Origin of the sequence: uncultured Salinibacterium sp., assembly GCF_963974405.1 — a bacterium.
In the GTDB taxonomy this organism is placed as follows: Bacteria; Actinomycetota; Actinomycetes; order Actinomycetales; family Microbacteriaceae; genus Rhodoglobus.
This window is the reverse complement of the sequence record NZ_CAXBBH010000001.1, coordinates 605,339-626,679: the sequence shown is the minus strand read 5'-3', so window position 1 is coordinate 626,679 and position 21,341 is coordinate 605,339. Positions and strand designations below refer to the sequence as shown.

General features: G+C 61.3%; 20 protein-coding genes and 1 tRNA gene. 10 read left to right on the top strand and 11 right to left on the bottom strand.

What is annotated here, in order from left to right:
• Nucleotides 1-82 precede the first annotated feature (82 nt).
• Nucleotides 83-973, top strand: coding sequence for a VOC family protein (locus AACZ26_RS03035; protein WP_339619015.1), 891 nt, complete (start codon nucleotides 83-85; stop codon nucleotides 971-973).
• A gap of 63 nt (nucleotides 974-1,036) precedes the next feature.
• On the opposite strand, the gene AACZ26_RS03030 is transcribed toward AACZ26_RS03035, so the two are convergent.
• Together AACZ26_RS03030 and AACZ26_RS03025 are read right to left on the bottom strand one after the other, a co-directional pair.
• The gene (locus AACZ26_RS03030) at nucleotides 1,037-2,254 is read right to left on the bottom strand and encodes an MFS transporter (RefSeq protein ID WP_339619013.1); all 1,218 of its coding nucleotides are present in this window, start codon (nucleotides 2,252-2,254) and stop codon (nucleotides 1,037-1,039) included.
• Nucleotides 2,254-4,800, bottom strand: coding sequence for an AAA family ATPase (locus AACZ26_RS03025; protein WP_339619011.1), 2,547 nt, complete (start codon nucleotides 4,798-4,800; stop codon nucleotides 2,254-2,256). The genes AACZ26_RS03030 and AACZ26_RS03025 overlap by 1 nt, the downstream gene beginning before the upstream one ends.
• A gap of 136 nt (nucleotides 4,801-4,936) precedes the next feature.
• Here AACZ26_RS03025 and AACZ26_RS03020 point away from each other — a divergent pair, with 136 nt between their 5' ends.
• The 3 genes from AACZ26_RS03020 to AACZ26_RS03010 all read left to right on the top strand — a co-directional run bounded on the left by AACZ26_RS03020 (nucleotide 4,937) and on the right by AACZ26_RS03010 (nucleotide 6,902).
• A complete protein-coding gene (locus tag AACZ26_RS03020) occupies nucleotides 4,937-5,446 on the top strand; it encodes a GNAT family N-acetyltransferase (protein WP_339619009.1) in 510 nt (169 codons plus the stop codon).
• A 199-nt stretch (nucleotides 5,447-5,645) separates the two neighbouring features.
• Complete coding sequence (locus AACZ26_RS03015) at nucleotides 5,646-6,650, top strand: TerC family protein (protein ID WP_339619008.1); 1,005 nt, start codon at nucleotides 5,646-5,648, stop codon at nucleotides 6,648-6,650.
• Between the two features lie 9 nt (nucleotides 6,651-6,659).
• Nucleotides 6,660-6,902, top strand: a complete 243-nt coding sequence (locus AACZ26_RS03010) for a hypothetical protein (protein ID WP_339619007.1) — start codon at nucleotides 6,660-6,662, stop codon at nucleotides 6,900-6,902.
• Between the two features lie 68 nt (nucleotides 6,903-6,970).
• Here AACZ26_RS03010 and AACZ26_RS03005 read toward each other — a convergent pair.
• The 3 genes from AACZ26_RS03005 to AACZ26_RS02995 all read right to left on the bottom strand — a co-directional run bounded on the left by AACZ26_RS03005 (nucleotide 6,971) and on the right by AACZ26_RS02995 (nucleotide 8,484).
• Nucleotides 6,971-7,060, bottom strand: a tRNA-Ser gene (locus AACZ26_RS03005).
• Between the two features lie 119 nt (nucleotides 7,061-7,179).
• The gene (locus tag AACZ26_RS03000) at nucleotides 7,180-7,767 is read right to left on the bottom strand and encodes a DUF1349 domain-containing protein (RefSeq protein ID WP_339619005.1); all 588 of its coding nucleotides are present in this window, start codon (nucleotides 7,765-7,767) and stop codon (nucleotides 7,180-7,182) included.
• Between the two features lie 96 nt (nucleotides 7,768-7,863).
• A complete protein-coding gene (locus tag AACZ26_RS02995) occupies nucleotides 7,864-8,484 on the bottom strand; it encodes a hypothetical protein (protein ID WP_339619003.1) in 621 nt (206 codons plus the stop codon).
• Nucleotides 8,485-8,728: 244 nt separating this feature from the next.
• Here AACZ26_RS02995 and AACZ26_RS02990 point away from each other — a divergent pair, with 244 nt between their 5' ends.
• The 4 genes from AACZ26_RS02990 (at nucleotide 8,729) to radA (ending at nucleotide 12,460) form a co-directional block, all read left to right on the top strand.
• Nucleotides 8,729-10,384 (top strand): FAD-dependent oxidoreductase, encoded by a 1,656-nt coding sequence (locus AACZ26_RS02990; protein WP_339619001.1) that lies wholly within the window; start codon nucleotides 8,729-8,731, stop codon nucleotides 10,382-10,384.
• Between the two features lie 63 nt (nucleotides 10,385-10,447).
• On the top strand, nucleotides 10,448-10,750 hold the full coding sequence (locus tag AACZ26_RS02985; RefSeq protein ID WP_339618999.1) for a rhodanese-like domain-containing protein: 303 nt from the start codon (nucleotides 10,448-10,450) through the stop codon (nucleotides 10,748-10,750).
• A 2-nt stretch (nucleotides 10,751-10,752) separates the two neighbouring features.
• Nucleotides 10,753-11,073, top strand: a complete 321-nt coding sequence (locus AACZ26_RS02980; RefSeq protein WP_339618997.1) for a metal-sensing transcriptional repressor — start codon at nucleotides 10,753-10,755, stop codon at nucleotides 11,071-11,073.
• A gap of 31 nt (nucleotides 11,074-11,104) precedes the next feature.
• Nucleotides 11,105-12,460, top strand: coding sequence for a DNA repair protein RadA (gene radA, locus AACZ26_RS02975; RefSeq protein ID WP_339618994.1), 1,356 nt, complete (start codon nucleotides 11,105-11,107; stop codon nucleotides 12,458-12,460).
• Nucleotides 12,461-12,531: 71 nt separating this feature from the next.
• On the opposite strand, the gene AACZ26_RS02970 is transcribed toward radA, so the two are convergent.
• From AACZ26_RS02970 to AACZ26_RS02955, 4 genes are all read right to left on the bottom strand, one after another.
• A complete protein-coding gene (locus AACZ26_RS02970) occupies nucleotides 12,532-13,629 on the bottom strand; it encodes a DUF2510 domain-containing protein (RefSeq protein WP_339618992.1) in 1,098 nt (365 codons plus the stop codon).
• Nucleotides 13,630-13,831: 202 nt separating this feature from the next.
• Nucleotides 13,832-14,257 carry an SseB family protein gene (locus tag AACZ26_RS02965; RefSeq protein WP_339618990.1) on the bottom strand — a complete coding sequence of 142 codons (426 nt, stop codon included), beginning with the start codon at nucleotides 14,255-14,257 and terminating at the stop codon, nucleotides 13,832-13,834.
• Nucleotides 14,258-14,269: 12 nt separating this feature from the next.
• Entirely contained in the window at nucleotides 14,270-14,887 is a 618-nt protein-coding gene (locus tag AACZ26_RS02960) for a hypothetical protein (protein WP_339618988.1), read from the bottom strand.
• Nucleotides 14,888-14,913: 26 nt separating this feature from the next.
• Entirely contained in the window at nucleotides 14,914-15,417 is a 504-nt protein-coding gene (locus AACZ26_RS02955; RefSeq protein ID WP_339618986.1) for an amino-acid N-acetyltransferase, read from the bottom strand.
• A gap of 31 nt (nucleotides 15,418-15,448) precedes the next feature.
• Between AACZ26_RS02955 and AACZ26_RS02950 the strand changes: the two genes are divergently transcribed.
• Together AACZ26_RS02950 and AACZ26_RS02945 are read left to right on the top strand one after the other, a co-directional pair.
• Nucleotides 15,449-15,835, top strand: coding sequence for a substrate-binding domain-containing protein (locus tag AACZ26_RS02950; RefSeq protein ID WP_339618984.1), 387 nt, complete (start codon nucleotides 15,449-15,451; stop codon nucleotides 15,833-15,835).
• A gap of 264 nt (nucleotides 15,836-16,099) precedes the next feature.
• Nucleotides 16,100-17,527 carry an acyltransferase gene (locus AACZ26_RS02945; RefSeq protein WP_339618982.1) on the top strand — a complete coding sequence of 476 codons (1,428 nt, stop codon included), beginning with the start codon at nucleotides 16,100-16,102 and terminating at the stop codon, nucleotides 17,525-17,527.
• An 85-nt stretch (nucleotides 17,528-17,612) separates the two neighbouring features.
• On the opposite strand, the gene AACZ26_RS02940 is transcribed toward AACZ26_RS02945, so the two are convergent.
• On the bottom strand, nucleotides 17,613-18,611 hold the full coding sequence (locus tag AACZ26_RS02940) for a Gfo/Idh/MocA family oxidoreductase (RefSeq protein WP_339618979.1): 999 nt from the start codon (nucleotides 18,609-18,611) through the stop codon (nucleotides 17,613-17,615).
• Between the two features lie 125 nt (nucleotides 18,612-18,736).
• Nucleotides 18,737-21,214, bottom strand: a complete 2,478-nt coding sequence (locus AACZ26_RS02935) for an ATP-dependent Clp protease ATP-binding subunit (protein ID WP_339618977.1) — start codon at nucleotides 21,212-21,214, stop codon at nucleotides 18,737-18,739.
• Nucleotides 21,215-21,341: the final 127 nt, after the last annotated feature.

Here is a 21,341-nt window from a genome sequence, read left to right as displayed (position 1 = left end):
CTAGAACACGCGGCGCGACAGGTCTATGCTCATCGCACTAGCCGCCGCGCGTTGCGACGACATGGGTTCGAGGAGAAACGCCATGAAAACGATCACGCCGTGCCTGTGGTTCAACGGCGATGCCGAAGAAGCAGCGACCTTCTACACGTCCATTTTTCGCAACAGTTCCATACTGGGCACCACACCGTATCCCGCTGAGGGACTAGCGGACTTTCAACGAGACCTCGCGGGTTCAGTGCTCACGATCGACTTCCGCCTGGCCGATCAAGAGTTTCTCGCCATCAACGCTGGTGAGCGGTTTCCCTTTAACGAAGCCCTCTCGTTCATGGTCAACTTCGATCCCTCGCGTGATGCGGATGCTCGCAGCAACCTCGATGCGCTCTGGAACGCGCTCATCGACGGTGGCAGTGCACTCATGCCCATCGACGCCTACGATTTCAGCCCGCGGTACGGATGGTTGCGCGACCGTTTTGGCGTGAATTGGCAACTCATCTTAAGCAACCCCGATGGTGAGCCGCGCCCGACGATCATGCCAGCCTTGCTCTTCGGCAAGGGCGTGCAGAACCGCGCGCGGGAGGCGATGGATTTCTACGCCTCAGTCTTTGACGGCTCACAATTGGGCGCTGATGTTCGCTACACCGAACGCACGGGCCCTGCGCATCCGGGGTCTGTCATGTTTGGTGATGTGAAGCTCAGAGATCTGTGGTTCGTTGCCATGGATGCCGCCACCCGGCAGCACGTCACCTTCACCGAGGCGGTGTCGTTCAGCGTTCCGTGCGCCGATCAAGACGAGATCGACAGGTTGTGGGCGGCGCTGTCTGCCGTTCCAGAGGCCGAAGCGTGCGGCTGGTGCAAAGACAAATTTGGTGTGAGCTGGCAGATCATTCCGGACCGGATGGCCGAGCTCATGGCCCGCCCCGGAGCCTTCGCGGCGCTGCTCGAGATGAAGAAACTCGTCATCGCCGATTTCTAAAGCTGCTGGCGTGTGGATCCTCCGGCTCCTGCCGTCGGTAGCCGACGGGGCTCGATTTCACGCCTAACGAACGCTCCGCACCTGGAGAATGGTGACACCGGAGGCGAGCGCTGCCACTATTCCGACAACGAATAGTGCTGCGTAGCCACCCGCAAGAACAATGACAGCACCGGCGAGCAGCGGGGCAACAGCTTGCGCGGCGTTGACGGCAACGTTGGCCATCCCGAGGTCGCGACCTGCGGCAGCATCCCCGCCGGGAAGGACTTCGCTGATGAGCGCGCCTGCCGCGGCAAGGTGCCCGCCAAGTGCGATCCCTTTCAACGCCGCGAACACAAACATGACCGCAATGTGTGGCCAGAACAGGGGCACGAGCATCGCGAAGGCCATTACCGCGCTGCTCACGAGGAGCACGGTGCGGCGCCGGCCCCAGCGGTCACTCACGACTCCCGCAATGGCGGCGGAGGTGAAAAGAAACACGAGCCCGGTCGCCGTAAGGGCCGCGACGAAGAGCGGTGCGGCATCCCTACTGACCCCGTCGATATCGCCGACGATGTAGAGCAGGTACACCGTGACACCCTGTTGCCCGAGGGTGAACAGAAATCGGGTCGCGACGGCCCACGCAAAGTCGGGGTATTTTCGGGGGTTCAGCCGGGCGAAGCTCCACACAATTTTCGGGCGAGGTTGCCGCGGAGTCACGAGCGGCGGTCGGCTGCGCTGCACGCGAGCGAAACTGAGGCCCCCGAGTGCCGCAACGGCAGCCACCACAATGCAGGCGACTTGAGAGGTGGAGCTGAGAGCCCCGGACACCACGACGCCGACGCCCGTGCCGAGCGCAACGCTCGCAACAATTGCTCCCGAAGGAACGCCGCGACTGCCCCGAGGGTACGAATCCACAACATAGGCGGATGTCGCGACATCCGCCCCGTTCAACGCAAACTGCCCAACGGCCCACAGTACGCAGAGCGCAACGACTGTAGTGGCGGAGCCCATCGCGGCAATCGCGATAGCTCCGATCAGAGCACTGCCGATCACCCACGGAACCCGACCGCCAAGCGCGTCGCGAGTGCGATCGCTGACCGCGCCAATCAGGGGCTGCGCGAACAGGGTGACTGCGAACGCAACGGAGGAGATAACCGCGAGTGCTTCTACTTTGCCGTCGGGGGTGATCTCTTCAACGCGAAGAGGCAACAGAACTGCCACAACGCCACCGATCGCGACATAGATCGCGCCCATCGTCACCGAAAGCGAAGGTAGAAGGGTGCTTCGCGTGCGAGCCCCCATTAAACGAGTCCTCGAGTGCGCGCGATGGCGAGGGCTTGTGCGCGGCTTCGGGCCCCAAGTTTGCGGTAGATCGACCGCAAATGCGCCTTCACCGTGTTCGGTGACACATAGAGCGCCGTCGCAAGATCGGCGGCCGATGAGTGCTGAACGAGGGAGGCAAGAACAGCGAGTTCGGTGTTGGTCAGTCGCGGGAGTGGGGCGTGAGTGCCGAAAGGGTTGGCTTCGGCGGCAGCGCTCTCGCTCGCGTCCGTCGTGGCGACCGAGAGCCCCAAAACATTCGCCTCATCGGCGGGGATTGTGCGCAACGGCGAAGAGAGCTCATGAGCCTCGACAATGCGAAGCGCCTCTCGAGCATCCTTGTTCGCCTTCTCAGGAGCGCCCGCTCGCAAGTAGGCGACTGCGCTGATGAGCAGAGCATTGAGCTGCGTTCGCGGCGGCAGGCCGTGCTGCTCAAGAATCGCAGCAGTCTTGGCGATCGCCGTGTCGTTATCACCAGTCAAGAGCTTCACTCGCGCGCGAGCAATACGCAGCGGCATCGCGTTGCTCTTGCGTGACGATTCCACTACGCGCTGAGCGCGACCAAACTCGCCAGAGGCAAGAAGCAGATCGATCCGTGTCGCGACAAGCAGTGAATTCATCCATTCGCTCGTGGGAGTGCGCTGAGCACGGCGTTGAACCTGATCAACAAACGTCCACTCCGAGACGTCTGCGCCTTCCTGAAGGAGTGAGGCTTGGCCGCGCAGCCACAGCATCAACGGCCAATGCTCGATGGTGCTGTAATGCGATTGCAGCAGATCAACACTTTCGAGCGCGCCCTGCGCATCACCTCGCTCAAGAGCGATCATGGCTTCGGCCAGATGAGTTCCTGCCGCCGAGTAGGTTCCCCGCCACGAACGCGGTTTAGGGGCATCCAACACCTCGGTGATCGCACGCCCAGCCTCGACGAACTCTCCATCTAGAGCGTGGGAAAGGGCGATCAGGCTGCCGGCATGAACAGTGCCCCATCCCGGCTCGGCATAGGCAGAGAGCGAGTGCCGAAAATCGTCTCGCGACTGCGTCACCGCTCCCGCGTAGAGACGGGTCGTTCCCACGTGCAAGTGCGCGACGGGGAGCAAGGATTCCAGACTTTCACGCTGCTCCGCGGTGAGAGTCTGGATCACTGCATCCACCGAATTCGCTGTCCTGAGAGCTGCGTTGTATCGCCCAGACAACCGCTGGCCGCCCAGCAACGACACTGTCGTCCAGACCTGATCGACGGCATCCGGAGTCGATCGAAGTCGATTAGTGATGTGGCTCAGAGCGAGCCCAACGATCGCGCGCAACCGTGAAGAACTTTCCGTTGGATCAGTGTTCGCGAGCAGAGCGTGCAGCACGCCCACAATCGGCTCCTGCTGAAAAGCAGAAACGGGAATCGTGCGAGTGACAGCCAGCCACTCTTCCTTCTCGAAGACCAAGATCGCACGAAAGTTGCGTTTGGCGAGAGCCTGCAGAGCAGTCCAATCCGCGATCGCGCAGAGATGCCGTGCCGCGTCTGCAGTGCGCCCGGCGTCTTCAGCGATCTGAGCTGCAGCGCGCAACAGGGCGGGCGTTCGTAACTGTGATAAACCGCCTTCGGAACGCTCTACGAGAGTACGGATGTGCGGAACAAGCTGAAACTCCGGCTCTCCCCGCGACTCTGCCCACATTCCCGCACCCGTCAGTTCGAGATCGCACAGCGCGTGTTCAACGTCGACGTCGGGCAGCAGTTCTTTGATGACCGCACCGGATGCTGGACCCACGAGCGCAGAAAGCTGGGCGACGCGCACCACATCGCTGCCCAAGCTTCGCAATGTGACCAACATGCCGTTGGCGGCTTGTTCGAGGGCATCGTCAATCACATGGGTGGCGACGAGTCGAGAGGCGTGGCTGTCGAGAGCGCTGGCAACGGCACGCGTTCCTCGTGGCCATCCTTGAGCTCGCTCCCACACGCTGTCAACAAGCGAGATCGGCACGTCGGAGGCTTCGAGCACTTCACCTGTCTCAGTCTGGCTGAGGGCGAGCTGCTCGCGAGTGACGGCCACGAGCGAGTCACTCCACTGCGTGGGCGCATCAGCGACGCCCGGTGAGGTGCGACCAATCAAGACGAATCCGGCAGCACCGGTTCCTCGCAAATATTTCAGATCCGTGAGAAAGTCGGCGTCGTCGATGTAATCGCACTCGTCAATAACGATGACGGGAGCGCGCTCGGCGAGAGCCCAACTGACCGCTTCGCGAAAGCTTCCGGGGTCTTCTGATTCGAACTCTGCAAGCAAGAGAGTGAGTTCAGGCACATCAAGAGCTCGAAGGATACGCCGCCACACCGCTTGCCGAGAGTGCGCGGAGGGATCAAGAGTGACCCACACGCCATTGTCGCCGCGAGTGTGCGCCCACTCGGCGACCGCGATGGTTTTGCCGAAGCCTTCGGGCGCATGTACGACAACGCACGCCCCATCGCGAGCCGCATCGAGTGCAGTGTGAAGTCGAGGACGCGAAATGGCCCAGGCGGGCAGGCGAGGCACAAAGAGCATCGTGCGGTCACCCTCCCGTTAGTCAAGATGTCATTCTAGCGAGATCTCCTCACGATAATGCGCGCGCAGTTCGTTCGCCTCCGAGGCACGAATCGTTGCTGATCTCGCACCTGCGCGGTGCAGCTAAGCTCCACTAATGGCCGCTCAAGAATTCTCCGTACGACGAACTGATGCAGCCGACTGGCGCGAGGTTCGCGATCTGCGGCTGGAGATGCTCGACGATACCCCGATTGGTTTTGCCGAACGCCTTGAGAGCGCTCGAATCACTTCAGAAGAAGAGTGGCGCGTTCGTGCTGTGCGCGGTCAGAACCCTCGCGGCATCGCTTTAGCTGCCATCACTGCCGAGGGCAGGTGGGTGGGCACGATGGGCGGCTATATCCCTGACGCGCGAACCGGTCCACTTCTCGTGGGTGTGTATGTCTCGCCAGACTTTCGCGGACGCGAAGCTGGGGTGACGGATGCCCTGCTTGCAGCGGTCGAAGAGTGGGCATCCGCCTATGGCAGCACGCTCACTCTCGGCGTGCACGAAGACAACGCTCGGGCCCGCGTCGCCTACGAGCGGCGCGGCTTCACGCTAACCGGCCACTCGGTTCCCTACGTTCTCGACAAGTCGAGGCGCGAACTCGAAATGATCAAACAGCTGTAGAGCGCCGCAAGCTGCGAAAACGCCGCATCCGCGTCGGATTCGTTGTGTGCGACCGCAGAATATGTTTAAGTATGAATACGGAGGGGAGTAGTCCCCGCGAAGCTCATCGTCATTACGGTCGTGTCATCATGGCCCGGTGCAGCTAGGGCCCGAGAGGGCTCGACGAGACCTCCAGAATTTCTAACATTCTGGAGTCTTTGTGAACGTTCCCCTCTGGGCTTGGCTGGCCGTTGTCGGCGTTATTCTCCTGATGCTCGCGATCGACCTGATCGCGCATCGAACCGCTCACGTCATTAGCGTGAAAGAGGCCGCAGCTTGGTCTGTTGTGTGGGTCGCCTCAGGCGTGACCTTTGGCGGAATCATCTGGTGGTTGTTTGGCGCCGAATTCGGCCAGCAATATTTCGCAGGCTTCATTATCGAAAAGTCCCTAGCCGTCGATAACGTCTTCGTCTGGGCCATCATCTTCACCGCCTTTGCAGTACCTCCGCAGTTCCAGCACCGAGTGTTGTTTCTCGGCGTGATCGGGGCCCTCGTGTTCCGCGGCCTCTTCATTGCCGCCGGCGCAGCGCTTCTCAGTAGCTTCGCCTGGGTGCTGTACGTGTTCGGGGCATTCTTGGTGTTCACGGGCATCCAGATGCTTCGGAAACGAAACGAACACTACAACCCCGAGAAGTCTGTGGTGTTGAAGGTCTTCCGCCGACGGGTGCCCATGACAGATGCCTTCTACGGGCAGCGACTTGTCGTGCGCAAAGCGGGCGTGCTGCTCGCTACCCCGCTCTTGGCTGTGCTTGTGCTGGTCGAGGTCACTGACATTGTGTTTGCTGTTGACTCGATTCCCGCGATCTTCGCCGTCACCGATGAAGCCTTCTTGGTGTTCACCGCCAATGCCTTTGCGATTCTGGGTTTGCGCGCCATGTACTTTCTGCTCGCCGACCTCATGCACCGCTTCATCTACTTGAAGATCGGGCTCGCCCTCTTGCTCGTCTGGGTCGGCATCAAAATGCTCCTACTCGAGGTGTTCTACATCTCGACGACAATCTCGCTCGGAGTCATCTTCGTGATTCTTGCCACGTCGATCGGGGCCAGCCTATTGGCTACCCGCGGGCAACCGCGCCACCCAGTTGAAGCCCCCGCTGGTGGCGGATTCCGCATGGCGACTGACAAGGAACTCGCGGAGGTCGACGGTCTCGGCGCGACTCGATAGGCTCGGCGGGTGAACCCTCTACTCCCCGCAACATTCGACCTGGTTTATTCACTCGTTCTCGGCGGCATCTTTGTTGTAAACGTGCTCGTCGCGCTTCTCGTGGGCGGAGCCGCCAAGCGCAAGGATCGCAGCTTTGGTTCGTTCTTTTGGCTGTCTTTCGCGATCGGATTTATCATTCCGGCGCTCGTTGTCGCGGCGCTCCCTTTTCGCGATGACGATCCCAATCGGCCAAGCAACAAGTCCCAGTTCTAAAGCGACTCGAAGCGCCGTTCATGCAAAGAAAAAGCCCCGCATTCACAAGGAATGCGGGGCTTTTTCTGTGGCGGTACCGGTGGGATTTGAACCCACGGTGCGCTTTCACACACACAACTTTTCGAGAGTTGCACCTTCGGCCGCTCGGACACGGTACCGGGAGAGAGTTTAGTACAAATATTGGCGACGCGGGTTCACGGGTTCTTGCGCATCCCATCGACGGCGCTCACAGGCATCGCGCCGAGAACACGCAGCCCGTAATAGACGTCGGGGCCCGTCAGCTCTCCGGATGCAGGCTCGCGTCCGGCGGAGTAGTGCGCCACGAAATGAAATGCACTGTCAGACCGCTGCGCGTAGGCGCGCAGCAGAACGGCCCCGCAGAGACGGCAGCATCCGGGTCGAGCGGTGCCACTCGTACAAGGCGCCAGGGCTCGTCATCCACCCTCGCGCGAATCGTCACGGCGTCGCCCGATCGGCTGGCACGCACGGTAACTAGCCGTCCGCCCCATCCAGGCGTGGGAGAAAGAGACCAGTCGGACACACCTCGCGTGACGACAGCGCCCAGGCTCTCCTCGCCGTCGCTCCATTCGATCCCGGCTTTGATCCAGTTGTTTTCGTCCGTTCGGATGAAGACTCCTGCCTGATCAAACTGGGCCGCGAAGTTCAGGAGGAATGACACCTCGACGGCACTGTCTTGCTCGAATGGCGCCAGAAGCGCGTGCTCGGAGTCGTGGATGAACCCGTACGAGGTGATCCGCCAGGCGTCGCTGTTCTCCCGTGCGGTGACGTGGAGGCCGTCATCCTTGGTCTCGTGGTGAAGCGGCGGCGTCGTCCACCGTCCCGCTGCCCAAGCAATGTTGTTCATGAAGCGAGTCTCTCAGCTGGTTCAATCAGACGATAATGGCGCGGATGCTGCGGATCGGGTAACCCGACGCGGCTTCACGGGCTCGTGAGTATCCCGTTACGGGTTCTGGCGCATCCAGTTGAGGGCATGCACGACCATCGCTCCGACCAGGCTCAACCCGCCCACGGTGGCGACGATCGGTGCGAGACCTTGAATCGACGTTATTAGCCCGTAGTCGAGAACATCGACGCCCGATTGCGTGTACAGCTTCGAGTACGCCCACAGTTGTCCCGTAATTCCGGCAGCGGTAAAGCCTGCGCCTACGGCCCACAGCACGTATATCCATGGGTTGCGGGCGATGCTCTTCACGGGCGCGGGCGAATCACTTTCCTGAGGAGTCCCCGCCTCGCCGACGTAGTGCGATTGGGGTGAGAGGTCGCCCAGTTCACGCATTCCAGACTGCCCATAACCCGGTTCCGGATGGCGCGGCTCAGGCGCGCTCACACGCGAGTTGACCGGCGGAACACCTATCCGGTCATCCGCCCGTTGGTCTAACGGAGCGGCGGGACTAGCGCTCGAAGCCCGACCCGCGGGAGGGGTGAAGCCCACCGAACCGTCTCGGTAGGCATCAACATTCCGTGCGGCTGCAGCGGCGTCGGAGCGTTCCCCGCCCTGGCCTGCCGCATACCCGCGCTGAAAGACGGGGTCGAATCGTGGATCTATGTTCTTGTCGGCCACCGCGATGCTCCCTTGTTCGTTCCCCCATCGTAAACACCTCGGCCGCAAGAATCGCGTATTCCTCATAAAGTTCACGGGTGCTTCCAGAGAGCGCGCCCCCGCCACCTTCCGCGAGTCAAGAACACTGCGTTCCCGCCTCAGGGCGCGCGCCGGTAGTCGCTTTGCTTCTCAGTGCCACCCTGCGTATGTTCAGCTTGGGGAGAACAAGTGGCCAGCAGCATACCCCCGGGGGTATGCTGGCACGATGAGCAACACCACCACTCCCCGCCCCCGCCGCATCCTCGTCATCGGCGGAGTCGCCGCCGGAATGTCATTCGCCACCCGCATGCGTCGCCGCGATGAGCACGCCGAGATCGTGGTGTTTGAGCGCAGCGGGCATGTGTCGTTCGCCAACTGCGGCCTCGCCTACTACCTCGGTGGCGTCATTACTGAACGCGCAGAGCTCTTGCTGCAGACCCCGGCGAGCCTTGGCAGCCGATTCGGCCTCGACGTGCGGGTCAACCACGAAGTGACCGCCATTGACCCCACCGAGCACACCATCACCGTGCACAGCCGCGACGACGACACCACAAGCACCGAACACTTCGATGAACTCGTGATTGCGACCGGCGCGAGTGCTGCCATCCCCGCGATTGCCGGCAGCGAACGGATGCTCGTACTCCGCAACATCGAAGACGTCGACGCCCTCCACACCTCCCTCGGCGACCTCGACCCGGCGACCGCCAACGTTGTCGTGCTTGGCGCCGGCTATATCGGTGTCGAGATGGCCGAGAACCTCGCCAAGCGCGGCCTCGCCGTCACCCTGATTCAACGCCCCGCTCACATTCTGAGCACCCTCGACGCTGAAATGGTCAGCCCCGTCGAAGCCCACTTGCGCGCCAACGGTGTCGACCTGCGTCTCGGAACCGAAGCGGTGGCGGTGGATGACTCCTCCGTCCAACTCAGTGATGGCTCAAGCGTCGCGGCAGACGTTGTCGTCGCGGCTATCGGTGTGCGCCCCGATAACGCCCTCGCCGTGCACGCCGGTTTGGCCACAGGGGCAGGAGGCGGCATCCAAGTGACCGCTGGATACCGCACCAGTGCACCCCACATTTATGCGGTCGGCGACGTTGCCGAGAAGGTCGGCGCGATCAGCGGCGAGCATGAGCTCGTGGCGCTGGCTGGCCCCGCGAACCGTGACGGTCGCTACCTGGCCGATACCCTCGCGGGCGATGACGTAGCGTCACGGCCGGCACTCGGCACTGCCATTGTCGGCGTCTTCGACCTCACCGTCGCGAGTCTCGGTTCGACCGAACGCGCGCTTCGGGCCGCTGGTCGCGATATTCGCGTCATCCACACTCACCCCGTCTCGCACGCGGGCTACTACCCCGGCGCCCAGTCGCTCTCGCTCAAGCTCATTGTTGACGCCGAGACCGATCTGATTCTCGGCGCTCAAGCTGTCGGCAAAGAGGGCGTCGATAAGCGCATGGATGTGCTCGCGACCGCTACGAGCTTCGGCATTCCCGCGAGCGCCCTCGCTGATCTCGAACTCGCCTACGCCCCGCAATATGGTTCGGCGAAAGACCCCATCAACCACCTCGGCTATGTTGCGAAGAATTTGCGCGACGGACTCAGCGCCTCGATCCAGTGGCACGAAATCGATGCCGAGCTGGCGGCAGGAGCATTGCTGGTGGATGTTCGCACCGTCGCCGAATTCGAACGCGGCGCCATCCCGCACGCCGTCAACATTCCGCTCGATGACTTGCGCGGTCGACTCGATGAACTCGGCGACCGCCGCGTTATTGCACACTGCCAGGTGGGGCAGCGCGGTCACACCGCCGTGCGCATCCTCGCCCAGAACGGCTTCGATGCCGTCAATCTCGATGGTGGCTACCGCACCTGGAGTGCCGCCACTTCGTAGACCGACACGTTCTCCCCGCCCATTTCTTTCACTCAACCACCCATCCCTCACAGAAGGAGTCTCATGAATACTGTTACAACCACGACCCTGTCCGAACTCACCAACCCCGTCATCGTTGATGTGCGCGAGCCCGTCGAATACGTTTCGGGGCATGCACCCACTGCTGCGAGTATTCCCCTCGGAGAACTCGTTGCTCGCGTCGAAGAAATTGACCGCGACGACACCGTGTACGTCATCTGCGAAAGCGGCGGACGCAGCGCGCAAGCCGTCGAATGGCTCAGCACTCAGGGCTTTGATGCTGTCAACGTCGAGGGCGGAACGTCGGCGTGGCGCAACTCTGGTCTCCCCGTGACCAAGGTCAACTAACCATGACCACGGATGCTGTCGCTGCCCTCACCACGGAACGCGAGGCCAACCACGACCCCGAAGCTATGCGCAAGGTCATGAACCGCCTCAAGCGCGCCGAAGGACAACTCCGGGCACTCATCGAGTCGATGGGCCCGGAGTCGAACTGCAAAGACGTCGTCACGCAGCTCTCTGCTGTGAGCAAGGCGCTTGACCGGGCTGGCTTCATGATCATCGCGAACGCGCTCCAGTCATGCTCCACAGAAGACGCGGCTGGCAACACGGGCAGCCACGACGGAATGACTCAAGACGACATCGAGAAGCTGTTCCTCACTCTCGCCTAGCGGTGTCAGTCGTGACGCCTACTCTTGAAACATGGCCCGAGCTGTAACTAACTTTCGCTGCACTGAGTGCGGCTGGACCTCCATCAAATGGGTCGGTCGCTGCGGCGAGTGCCAGCAGTGGGGCACCGTCACCGATGCGGGAGCCAACACCGGCATCGCCAAGCGCGTCTCGACCGTTGCTGTCTCTGAAGCAAGCGGTGCACGCTCGATCACCGAGATCGGCGCCGAGTCGGTCGCGCACTGGCCAAGTGGCATCACCGAGTTTGACCGCGTGCTTGGCGGCGGCGTCGTTCCCGGCGCTGCCATTCTGTTGAGTGGCGAGCCAGGCGTCGGCAAGTCCACGCTGTTGCTCGAAGTTGCTTCTCGGGCAGCGGCATCCGGTCAGCGGGTTCTCTATGTCACGGCCGAAGAATCCGTGAGCCAGGTTCGTCTGCGCGCCGAGCGCACCAACGCTCTTCACCCGTCACTGTTCCTCGCTGCTGAGACTGACCTCGGCACAATTCTCGGCCAGATCGACCACGTGAAACCTCAGCTCGTGATCGTCGACTCCGTGCAAACCGTCGCCTCCACCGCAACAGAGGGCATTGCGGGCGGGCCTTCTCAAGTACGCGAAGTCGCCTCCACGCTCATCCGTGTCAGCAAAGACCAGAACCTGCCCATTTTGCTCGTCGGCCACGTCACGAAAGACGGCAACATAGCGGGCCCACGACTACTCGAACACCTCGTGGATGTCGTGCTTCAGTTCGAAGGAGACCGCCAGACAGCACTGCGCTTCGTGCGCGCGCACAAGAACCGTTTCGGCTCCACCGAAGAAGTTGGCTGCTTCGAGATGACGGGCGAAGGCATCGCCGAAGTCTCCGACCCCAGCGGCCTCTTCCTCTCCCACGCCCGCCAACCAGTGAGTGGAACGTGCGTCACCATCGCGCTCGAGGGCAGACGTGCCCTCCCCGTGGAGGTGCAAGCTCTCATCGTGAAGTCGCAAGCGCCACAGCCCCGTCGCGTAGTCAACGGTGTCGACGCTTCTCGAGTGGCGATGTTGCTCGCGGTGCTTGAGCGACGAGCGGGAATTCCTCTCTCGACCTTCGACGTGTACGTCTCGACGGTGGGCGGCATCCGGGTCACCGAACCGGGCGCCGATCTCGCGATCGCTCTCGCCATTGCCAGCGCCTACAAAGACAAAGCGTTCTCCGCCACGATGGCTGTCGTGGGCGAAATCAGCTTGGCTGGCGAAATTCGCCCCGCCTCCTCCGCAAAACAGCGACGAGCAGAAGCGGCACGTCTCGGGTTCAGCACAGTGCTTGATTCCGATGCGGCACACGTGCGTGAAGCGCTCCGCCTCGCCTTCGCGAGCGCCACCGACGAACGCGTACAGATTCCGGAGTTCTAACCGTAACGACGCAACGGCGGCCCATCCGAAGATGAGCCGCCGTTGCGACACAGAACGTGGAAGCCGAGTGGCTAGCCGAACAGAGTCCAGAGACCCCAGTCCTCTACGCGCCAGCTGATCCAGCCGTTTTCGCGCTGCAGGCTCACCAAGATCGAGTCGCGCTGGCCGTTATCGGGCTTTACAGCGCGGCACGTGAAAGTGTCACCCACAAGTACCGGCGGTGTTGCCGGGCAGTCGAGTTCGATGTTGGCACCCAGCGTTGCCGCCTGAGCCTGAATCGAATTCTCGATCTGGTTGCTAAAGGTCTGAGGGATGAGCGAAATGATCAGCCCTGGAAGAATCAGCATTCCGATCACGAGCGACACGAGAGTTGCCGACCACGTAGCGATCGGAGCAATTCCCTTGCCGGTCTCGCGCATCGTGCGGATACCGCGGATCACGAGGTAGACGGGAGCCGTCAAGAATGCCCATGCAGCGTTCGCTGGGTGTTCATGACCCCACACCTGCAGCAGAAGGTTGTCGTAGGCGGCAAGACCCAGCACAACAACGTAAGGAGCAATCCACACAACAAGCAGCAAAGGCAAGTTGTCGCCAAGACCAGCAACGGCAATCAAGAACATGCTGACAAGAAGCTGCAGGAGAGGAAGGACTGCGATGAGCCAGACTGCGGGGTTGTAAGTGCGGTGTTGACGAATCTCGCGCTCAGGCGCTTCTTCTTCTTCCGCGTAAGCACTCAGGGTGGATGCACCGGGCATCGTGTTCGCGTGAGCAGCAGCAGACTTCGGCAGCAGCAAAGGCTCTTCGAGCTCGCGAGACTCATCAACGGGAGCTTCAAGCTCGCGCAGCGTCATTGCGAGAAGTGGTTGAGCGCTCAGCTCGTCATGAACAGGGGCCGTCTCGGGCTCTGGCTCGCTACGCGTCTCAGTGACGAGGAAATCGTCATCGGTGCGTTCCCGATCACGTTGCTCTCGTCGCGACGGCAACTCGCTTGAATCGTCGTCGAAGTCATCGTCGGCGAATGCCAGCTTGGTCGCCGGCTGCACAACGATAGGGGCGCGAGCATCTGAGGTGTGCTCAGTCCAGGCTTGGGCATCCCACCAGCGCAACTGGGGCAGACCCAAAGGGTCTGGGTACCATCCCGCTGGCACACCGAAACTGTTGTCTTCCACGTTGAATAGAGTAACGGGCGCAGACGGGGGATAGAAAGGCCTGTTTATAACATTGATGTTGGGCTGAGTCTGGATGTAACCCGAAAGAGTGCCGAAAAAGGCCCGAAATGCTCTCTTTTGGGCTACTTGTCCCCTGAACTGGGTCAGGTCGCGAGAAAACGCGCGCGGACCAAACTACGGAAAAACTTGGCAGCAACGCCCGTCACGAAAGTGTGAGGGCATCCAGAATGTCATCGGGCGACGCTTGCATAGTGTGAGGGCCTGCGACGTCGAACCAGACAGACTCCAAAACACCCTTATTAGTCTCCAAGAATGCCCTCAACTCATCGGCACGATAAGCGACAACCTGATGGTCAGATTCCTCGGGCACCATGGCCACGTAGGTGTCGACCGAGGAGAACAACAAGAGCATGTACTGGTCGGCATCCCCACGCCGAAATACGCGAACTTGAGGCTCCCCCGCCTCCTGCGCGTCATCGCCACTACTGACATCGACCAGCATGGGCACCATGACGCGATCGTTGCGCAAGGCGAGCGCCACCGACATGGGGTCACCCGCTTCAAGAGCTTGCGCGAGCATGGGCGAACTGAATTCGGCGCTCTGCGCCGCGGAGGTTGAAGAAGTCATGACCTATCCGGGTTAGTTCAACAAGAACTGTTTGGTGCTCTCAGAGCTAATGTCGCCAAGTGAAACCTCAAGGTGATAGCTGGCACCACCCGCGGTAACGACAGGACGGTCCGACTCACACGTGTCTGTCGCCGAGCGGGTACGGTCCCACTCGATCGAGCTTGATTGCACCGGAACTCCCGGCTGCAGCACCACAGTGCCCGCTTCACCGCCAGTTTGGCAGTGCTTAGAGTTCCAGATTTCGTCTTCGCCGCTAGTAATAACGAACTCTTGGATGTCGCTGCCCGCCTCAACAGAGCACCGCTCCGTCATGGTGCTCTTGATAGAGAACGACAATTGGGGGTTCTGACCCTCGTCGTAACTGGAAGCGTCGGTGACCGCTTCGAGCGTGAGCTTGGCGGGGTCACACACAGTAGAGCCCGCGGCATCCGTCTCAACTGGAGTATTGGATGACGCGCCAGCCGGTGTCTCACTCGGGGAGGGAGAAGCGGGATCTGACGATGCTTTGGGGCCGAACACAATCAACAGGATGATTGCGATCACAGCGAGGAGACCTAGCCCGACTATCAAGCGCCGGCGCCAATACACGCTGCTTGATTGTGGGCCGACAGGGTTCCTAAACGTCGACATACCGCAAGGCTAAACGTCTGGGGCCGCTAAAGGCGCTTCAGCATGCGCGTGTTGCCGAGGGTATTGGGTTTTACACGGGAAAGATCCAGAAATTCGGCCACACCTTCGTCAGGCGACAGCGACAACTGGGCGAAAACGGCAGGATCGACCAGTTCTTCTTCTACCGGCTCGAAACCGTGGCGACTGAAGAACGCGGTCTCGAAGGTCAAACAAAACAGGCGCTCGAGGCCCAGCGCGCGGGCATCCGTCTCAATATGGTTCAGGAGCGCATGACCAACTCCTTGTCCAAGCCATTGCGAAGAAACCGCAAGAGTGCGCACTTCGGCCAGGTCTTGCCACATCACGTGGAGGGCACCGCAACCGATGACGGTGCCGTCTGGGGAGACCGCAACCCGAAACTCTTGCACTGCTTCGTAGAAGACAACGAGATCTTTACCCAGAAGGATGCGCTCGTTGACGAGAGGCTCCACGAGGCCCTGAATTGACCGAACGTCGGCGGTGATCGCCGGGCGGATGCTGAATGTGCTCACGCAATAACGCTACCGCTCGAGACCCTCGCTGATGACACGGCCCGACCGCATCAGCCCCGAATTTTCGGATGCCGTCAATGCCACGCTCGACATGACCCTCGCCACCGGGGTAACAGCTCTTCTCGTGCACTCCGACCCTGAAGCGATGGCGTTCGTTGACCTTGCTCTCGCGCGCGGAATCTCAATTCCGGAAGACCTGTCGATCATCGCCTATGACGACGAAGTGGCTCAATTGTTCACGCCGGCGCTGACGGCAGTGAGCCCTCCACGAGAAGCGGTCGGTGCTGCTGCAGTCGGGCTGCTCATTTCACGCATCGCGGACCCCACTCGCCCAGTCAACCGCGTGGTCTTGAGCCCGAGCCTCAACGTGCGCGGATCGACGGCTCCTCCGCGCAGTTCCAGTGAGTCAGGGGCCTGATCGTTGATTGACCCGCACCAATTTTCGCCGTGGAACTTCTGGAGTTTAGCGAGCGCCGATGCTCACGAGTTGCAGCGTCAGCACCAGGCTGAACTTCGCTCGACTGGACCCCGCTACAAGCTTGGTGACGAGTGTTTCGTCTCTGAACTTTCGAACGTCGACTGTGAAAGTCTCCGGCTTGGCGATCGCAGTTATATAGCGGCGGGCGCATACCTCACTGGCACGATTCACATCGGCCGCGATTGCAGTATCAATCCTTATACCGTGGTGCGCGGCACAGTTCACCTCGGCAATGCGGTGCGGATGGGCGCCCACACTTCCTTACTTGGCTTCAACCACACCATCGCTGACACTACGGTCGAGTTTTTCCGGCAACCTCTCGTGAGTCGTGGGATCACTATCGGCGATGACGTCTGGATCGGTTCGCACGTCGTCGTGCTAGACGGCGTTACCGTGGGTAACCAGACGGTGCTCGCCGCGGGTGCTGTTGTCACGAAGGACGTTCCCGACGGCGCCATCGTCGGCGGCAACCCGGCACGGTTCTTGCGGTGGCGAGTCGAGCCGGCTGCGGTCCTCGAACCAGTTGACGTCGTGGCCCAGCAGCCCTCTGAGGTCAAGAACGTGGCCTCAGAGGCACAGATACCGACACCGACACCGACACCGACACCGACACCGACGGATGATCGTGCCGAACGATTACGCGACTTCGGCATCCAGGCACGCGCTCAGGCCACGCGCATCCTCGACCGCTCCTGGAACCCTTCGCTCGCGAGGTTTATCGACCGGCCCGGCGCTGAGCCGACCGTGCGAGCCCACTGCGATGCCATCGAAATCGCGGCGCTGTTGCTCAACGAAACGCCACCCCAGCTCTCGGCAGAAGAGCACGTGACGCGGCTCACGTCGTGGCAGGACCCCACGACGGGCGCAATCCCGCAGCTCAGCAGCGACGGCGCTCAAATGATGCCGCCGTCTACAACAGGCACCGTGCCTTCTCTCGGCCTTGACAATTTCGACCCCGACGCGGGCTATCACGTGCTGAGCGTCGGCTATGCGCTTGCCCTGTTAGGCGAACAGCTCGAGTGGCCGCTTCGCCTCGTCACTGAGGCCTCGCCTGCACAGCTCAGCGCATTCTTGGGTGAACTTCCGTGGAAAGATAACGCGTGGCACGGCGGCCACTGCGTCGATATCATTGGCACGGCGATCCAGTGGAGCCAAGAGCGGGGCGACACCGTGCCTGCAGGCTTGAGAGAAACGCTGCTGGGGTGGATGCTCACCGCCGTCGATCCGGCGACAGGAATGTGGGGCAGCTCGAACTCACAGGATGGACTCTTGCAGGTCGTTAACGGGTTCTACCGCGCGACTCGCGGCACCTTCGCGCAGTGGGGCCTTCCTGTTCCTTGTCCAGAAGCCGTCGTGGACACGGTTCTGCGTCACAGTAGAGAGCCGAGCATCGTCGAGCCGCAGGAACAGAATGCGTGCAACATTCTCGACATCGCGCATCCGCTCTGGCTGACTCGCTCACACGGCTATCGCTCCGCGGAGGTGCGTGCCGTCGCCGAGCAACTGCTCGATCAGGCGCTCATCCGCTGGGTTCCCGAAGAGGGATTCGGCTTCCGCGCACCGGGCAGCGATTCTGCCGAGACGATGCCGGGGCTTCAAGGCACGGAAATGTGGCTTTCCACGATCTGGTAGTTGGCCGATATCGTGGGTTTGTCGGAGAGTCTGGGTTATCGCCCTCGGGGTGTGCACCGTCCAGAGCCAGCGCCCCGCCGCGACCTCAGTTAAGCGAAGCCCGCCACTGACCCAACAACTCGGCGGTAGCGATACTGTCAGCCCACGGCATCTCGGGGATTTCAACTCGCCCGTCGTCGAGGGCAAGTGACACCGCATCTGCTTCTGCCGCCATCGGGTCGACGGTGGCGAAACTCATTGTCTGTGCGGGCCTTCCGCTCGGGTTCAGGATGAGTTCGGTTGCGCTCTCGTGCCGACTCCCCCAGACGTTAGAGACTTCGATCGCGCCCCGTGTTCCCACAATGGTGCACGATCGAGGCAGGTCAGCAACGATCGAGGTGCGGATGCTCGCCGCGAAGTCACCGCTCGATACCTTCGCCGTGGCCCACTCGTCAACACCGGTCGATCCGATCTCTCCTTCACCGGAGGTAACGGATAACCGCCGTGGGCCCGGTTGGCGAGTTCCGTGTGGTGCCCAGGTTGCGATGCCCACCGCGAGCGATGCCGGGTAGGCACCAGCATCCAGAATGGCACCACCTGCAAGCTGCGGATCGAAAAGGCGACCCTCACGATGCTCCGCCGTGAACCCGAAACCCGCCTCTAGCTTCTGAATGTCTCCGATTTCACCGGTCGCGATGAGGTCTCGCAGTGTTGCGGCGAGGGGACCGAACCGGTATTTGAAGGCCTCCACGAAGGGCACGTGGGCGTCGCGCGCAGCCTTCAGCACGCGCAGCGTCTCATCGAGAGTAGGACTAATGGGCTTTTCGCACAGCACAGCTTTACCTGCAGAGAGCGCAGCTATCGCGAGCGGCGCGTGGGTGGTGTGCACGGTGCCGATGTAGACGGCATCGATATCGTCGCGGTCAAGAACGCTCTCATAGCTGCCGCTCAGCGCAACACCGTGGTTGCGCGCAAAGTGCGCGGCCCGCTCGGCGTTAGAGCTTGCGACGGCGTGCAGGATGCCGTGCTCACTCTGCTGAAGTGATTGTGCGAAATCTGCACTGATCGCTCCGGGGCCGAGGATCGCCCATCGTGTCGCTCGCATCCGGCGAGAGTAGCAGTCGAGGCGGATGCTCGGCACAGTGACCTCGTGAGATAAGCCTTAAACGACACCAGCGGTTGGGCACTCACTCGAAAGTAATGCCCAACCGCTGGTGGGTGGTGCGTTGTTTAGGCTTCGACCTCGGCCGGTTCCTTTTCGGGGAGTCCGGGCTGGCGGCTCGTGACGAACACGAACTTGTTGTCAACGAAGTCAACGTGAACGTGGTCGCCAGCGTTGAGTTCACCGTGAAGGATCTTCTCGCTGAGCGCGTCTTCGACTTCGTGCTGCACTGCGCGGCGAAGCGGTCGTGCACCGAGGGCGGGGTCGAACCCGACTTCGATGAGACGCTCCTTGGCAGGAACCGTGATCTCGACCGTGAGGTCGCGATCCATCATGCGCTCCGAGAGACGCTTGATGAAGAGGTCGACAATCTGCAGCAGTTCTGGCTTGCTCAGCTGCGGGAAGACGATGGTCTCGTCAACACGGTTGAGGAACTCAGGCTTGAAGTGCTTCTTGAGTTCTTCAACAACCTTGCCGCGCATGCGGTCGTAGGTTGTTGAGGAGTCGCCTTCCACCTGGAAGCCCATGGGGCCAGCGGTGATGTCCTTCGTACCGAGGTTGGTGGTCATGATGATGACGGTGTTCTTGAAGTCCACCACGCGGCCCTGGCCGTCGGTCAAGCGACCCTCTTCGAGGATCTGCAGGAGCGAGTTGAAGATGTCGGGGTGAGCCTTCTCGATCTCGTCGAAGAGCACAACGCTGAACGGCTTGCGGCGCACCTTCTCGGTGAGCTGGCCACCCTCTTCGAATCCTACGAATCCGGGAGGGGCACCGAACAGTCGCGACACGGTGTGCTTCTCGCCGTACTCACTCATGTCGAGCGAGATCATGGCCGACTCGTCGTCGAACAGGAACTCGGCAAGAGCCTTCGCGAGTTCGGTCTTACCGACACCGGTAGGACCGGCGAAGATAAACGAACCGCTCGGACGGTTGGGGTCCTTGAGGCCTGCACGGGTACGACGAATGGTCTTGGAGAGAACCGAGATGGCTTCCTCTTGACCGATGACGCGCATGTGGAGTGCCTTCTCCATGAAGATAAGGCGGCTGGATTCTTCTTCGGTGAGCTTGAAGACGGGGATGCCGGTTGCTGCTGCCAGAACTTCGGCAATCAGGCCTTCATCCACGATTCCGCTTGAGCCGACGTCGCCCGACTTCCACTGCTTCTCGAGGCGCAGGCGCTCTCCGAGCAGCTTCTTTTCTTCGTCGCGCAGGCTAGCGGCCTTCTCGAAGTCTTGGTCTTCGATGGCACCTTCCTTGCGCGAGCGAACGTCGGCGATCTTGTCGTCGAATTCGCGCAGCTCTGGCGGTGCCGACAGGATCGACAAGCGGAGGCGTGCGCCAGCTTCGTCGAGCAGGTCGATGGCCTTGTCTGGCAAGAAACGGTCGGCGACGTAACGGTCGGCGAGGTTTGCTGCGGCAACAATGGCACCGTCGGTGATGGAGACCTTGTGGAACGACTCGTACTTGTCGCGCAGTCCCTTGAGGATGTTGATGGTGTGCGGGAGGTTAGGTTCGTGCACCTGCACGGACTGGAAGCGGCGCTCAAGCGCGGCATCCTTCTCAAAGTGCTTGCGGTATTCGTCGAGGGTCGTCGCACCGATGGTCTGGAGCTCGCCACGAGCCAGAAGCGGCTTGAGGATCGAGGCTGCGTCGATGGCGCCTTCAGCAGCGCCGGCACCGACGAGGCTGTGGATCTCGTCGATGAAGACGATGATGTCGCCGCGAGTGCGGATCTCTTTCGTGACCTTCTTGAGGCGCTCTTCGAAGTCACCGCGGTAGCGGCTACCGGCGATGAGGCTTCCGAGGTCGAGCGAGTACAGCTGCTTGTCTTTCAGCGTTTCAGGTACGTCGCCCGCAACAATCGCGTTGGCGAGGCCTTCGACAACAGCCGTCTTACCGACACCGGGTTCACCGATGAGCACCGGGTTGTTCTTGGTGCGGCGGGAGAGGATCTGCATAACGCGTTCCATCTCCTTCTCGCGACCGATCACGGGGTCGAGCTTGCCATCGCGAGCCGCCTGAGTGAGGTTGCGGCCGAACTGGTCAAGAACCTGCGATCCCTTGTCGGGCGCTGACTCATTGCCGCCAACGGCAACCGCCTCTTTGCCCTGGAAACTACCGAGCAGCTGGATGACCTGCTGGCGAACCTTGTTGAGGTCAGCGCCGAGCTTGACGAGTACCTGAGCGGCAACGCCTTCACCCTCACGGATGAGACCCAACAGGATGTGCTCGGTGCCGATGTAGTTGTGGCCGAGCTGCAGCGCTTCGCGCAGGCTCAGTTCAAGTACCTTTTTGGCGCGCGGCGTAAAGGGGATGTGGCCGGTCGGCTGCTGCTGACCCTGGCCGATAATGTCTTGCACTTGCTCGCGCACGGAATCGAGCGAGATACCCAAAGACTCCAGCGCCTTTGCGGCAACGCCTTCACCCTCGTGGATGAGGCCAAGCAGAATGTGCTCAGTGCCGATGTAGTTGTGGTTGAGCATCTTGGCCTCTTCTTGGGCCAAAACGACTACACGACGGGCGCGGTCGGTAAATCTCTCAAACATCTCTTCACTCCTTAGATACCGCTTCAGATTCGGTACCGATGTAAAGAGACTAACGACAGAAATCGTGAAATAGTCCCCTGTTCGCCCTAGGCGTGACTGTGTGCGGCCGGCGCTCAGGGATGCACGC